This is a genomic window from Arthrobacter sp. 01T419 (assembly GCF_056398865.1).
This window is the reverse complement of the sequence record NZ_JBFTQF010000032.1, coordinates 1-2,969: the sequence shown is the minus strand read 5'-3', so window position 1 is coordinate 2,969 and position 2,969 is coordinate 1. Positions and strand designations below refer to the sequence as shown.

Annotated in this window: 3 protein-coding genes; all 3 read left to right on the top strand. The window is 64.9% G+C overall.

Annotation, left to right across the window (positions count from 1 at the left end; all coding sequences use genetic code 11):
• The coding region (locus tag AC1DLO_RS22445; protein WP_476914622.1) for a hypothetical protein at positions 1-149 on the top strand (149 nt) is incomplete at its 5' end.
• 116 nt (positions 150-265) lie between these two features.
• On the top strand, positions 266-1,729 hold the full coding sequence (locus AC1DLO_RS22440) for an aromatic amino acid lyase (RefSeq protein ID WP_476891735.1): 1,464 nt from the start codon (positions 266-268) through the stop codon (positions 1,727-1,729).
• 121 nt (positions 1,730-1,850) lie between these two features.
• Positions 1,851-2,735, top strand: a complete 885-nt coding sequence (locus AC1DLO_RS22435; RefSeq protein ID WP_476914621.1) for a hypothetical protein — start codon at positions 1,851-1,853, stop codon at positions 2,733-2,735.
• Positions 2,736-2,969 lie beyond the last annotated feature (234 nt).

Genomic DNA, 2,969 nt, shown 5'->3' with positions numbered 1-2,969 from the left:
GCACCGAGCTCGCCGCGCAGAAACTCGAACGCCTCCTCACCAACGACCCCGGCATGGGCGTCATCCGCCACGTCGACGCCGGCTACCCCCGCGCCGTCGAAGTCGCCCACGAACGCGGCGTCCGCATCCCCATGGAAGAAACCCGCTAACCAAGACCCGACAACCCCAACTAGCTCGCATTAGTTGTCGCTATGAGCCCTCATAACGACAACAACTGCGAGCTAGTTGGGGAGGTCAACCGCCCATCTTTGAAAGAATCACTTTCATGATCGAAATCGACGGCGTCCGGCTGCACCTGGCCGATATTGCCAAGGTGGCCGCAGGTGGCACGAAGGTGACCCTGTCGCCGTCGGCCGCTGAACGTATGGCCGCATCGCAGCGGTCCGCTCGCGCGACCGCGTTGTCCCGGCCCGTCTACGGACGGTCCACAGGCGTCGGGGCTAATCGCTCGGTTGCCTTGGATACCGCGGACAAGGAAGCCAATACGCACGGACTGAATCTTTTGCGCAGCCACGCCGTCGACGCCGGACGAGTCCTTGACCGCGAAACCGTCAGGACAATGCTGGTCATCAGGCTTTCCCAGCTCGCCGCGGGATCGTCCGGCATCAACCCGGCTGTGGCTCATGCCGTCGTGGAGATGCTCAACGCCGACGCCTTGCCGGAAGTGCGGGAATTCGGCGGAATCGGCACTGCGGACCTGCCCGCGTTGGCAGGAACGGCCCTCACTCTCCTCGGCGAGCGCCCCACCATGGACGGCAAGCGCGTCCCGGTGCCACTGGACACCTGGGCCACCGAGGATGCTCTGCCATTCATCAGTTCCAGCGCGCTCACCATCGCCCAGGCAGTCTTGGCCCACCAGAAGTTGGCGACCCTTCTGGGGAACGTGACCACCGTGAGCGCACTGTCCTTCGCGGCAATGTCCGGCAATCCGGAAGCCTTGAGTCCGGAAGTCGCAAAGGCCGCGGATGCGCCAGCTATCAGGGACATGGCCGGCGTAATCCGCGGCCTTGTGGAAGGCAGTGGTGATCCGGCAAGGATCCAGGACCCGTACTGCCTACGCACCCTGCCGCAGGTTCTCGGCTCAGTGGCCGAGGAACTCGAGGCGCTCAGCATCCTTTTGGGGCGTCTGGTGGTGGCCGGCCATGAGAACCCCCTCGTGTACGGCGATGCGGAGGATGGCAGCAACGGAGTGGCCCACCATGGCCTGTTCCAGATGACTAGCCTGGCCCGCCGCGTCGATGCCCTGCAGTTGGCCATCGGTGCGGCGTGCGCAACGAATCTCCGGAGGATCAGCCTGTTGTGCGATCCCAGCTACACGGGCCTCCACAGATTCCTGGCGGTCGACGACGGCGGCCAGTCGGGCGTCATGATGTTGGAGTATGTGGCCGCCGCAGCGGTGGGCCGGATTCGGGCCAATGCTCAGCCGGTGAGCCTGCAAACGGTGGTCCTCTCCCTGGGCGCAGAAGAAGATGCCAGTTTCGCGAGTGTGGCCACTTCCCGCCTGGATTCCACGGTGCGGGCGCTGTCAACGGTTGTTGGCATTGAACTCCTTTGCGCGTCACGGGCACTCAGGCTGCAGGGCCGGACGCCGGAAGAATTCGCGAGCCTTCGGTTCCGAAAGGCCTTCGACGCCGGTCTGTCGTTACCCTCCGACGTTCAGGACCGGGACCTTCGCCCCGATGTCGACGCGGCGATCCGCTTGACGATCCTTCCCGAGTTTGGGCACTAAGCATGCTTAGCTATGGACTACTGCCCAGGACGGGCGTAACTTAAGGTCCAAACACCGCACTGGGGAGGTGGCGTGTTTGGCCGGGTATCTGGGGTGCCGTGGCATTTGGTTGTTGCGCCCTATGCTTCTCGCCGTCATCGGCGCATTCGTGTGGTTGCTGTGGCTCGCCGGGCCATCGCAGGCCAGTGATCTTCTGCCGTCAGTTCCGCCTGCCCCGTCGCCTTCCGTTTTGCCTGCGCCTGTTGCCCCTTCCGATCTCATAGGGTCAATCGCCCAGGATGTTCCTCCCGCCATTCCAGGTCCGAGCCAATTGGCCGCGATTCCCAAGACCCTCGTCAATCTGTTGCCGGGCGATGCCGTGCCACCGGTCGTTGGTGGAATCATCGACGCCGTGCCACCGCTGGTTGACACCACGATCGGTCAACTCCCAGGACTGCCGTTGCCGCCGGTGCCGCCATTGCCACCGGTGCCACCGGTGCTGCCGTTGCCACCGGTGCCACCGGTGCTGCCGTTGCCACCGGTGCCGCCATTGCCACCGGTGCTGCCATTGCCGCCGGTGCCGCCACTGCCCGGGATCCTGCCTCCCCCGGGAATAGACGTTCCGGCCGTTCCGCTGCAGGGGAGCGACTCCGGTGCACTGACGCCGCCTGGTTCGGCCACACTCTTCCGTACCAACGCGCCCACTGCCGACGGCCGATCGGCCGCGTACGTACCAATCCCCGTTTTCATTCCGGACGAAGCTGTTCCGATACTCCCCGCCGAATTGGCGATGACTAACTCGTTGCCTGATCCTAGGGATCCTCTGGCAGACACACCGGCTCCTGCCGCGGCGTCCCCACCTGAGTCCGGCTCGATGTCGGGACCACACGGCGGATCCGCCGACGGGGCGGCAGATCTCCCGGAACAGCGTGCATTGGCACCGCCCTTCCACGACGGCCGCATCCCTGATGGCGGTCAAGAACCCGCTGCCGAACCCGCGTTCGATCCGGGGTCTTCTCCCGACTGACCAGGCCGCCCCTGCTTCGATGGCAGGCACGACCCACCTGCGCCACACGCGTAGGGACCAGCCTCAGTCAGGAGAAGACCATGCAGGACCAGACGAGATTCATCGGCAATTGGCCCGACCCAATGTCTGAAGGAAGGAGCAAATAGATAGCATCTCGGCAGGCGCTCAGCGCCCATAGGGAAACAACGACGCCGGCCGTGCAGTCAGTCTCACTGCACGGCCGGCGGGCCGGCG

Coding starts and splice junctions, on each gene's coding strand:
- AC1DLO_RS22440 (WP_476891735.1), top strand. CDS start 266: ATGATCGAAATCGACGGCGTCCGGCTGCACCTGGCCGATATTGCCAAG.
- AC1DLO_RS22435 (WP_476914621.1), top strand. CDS start 1,851: ATGCTTCTCGCCGTCATCGGCGCATTCGTGTGGTTGCTGTGGCTCGCC.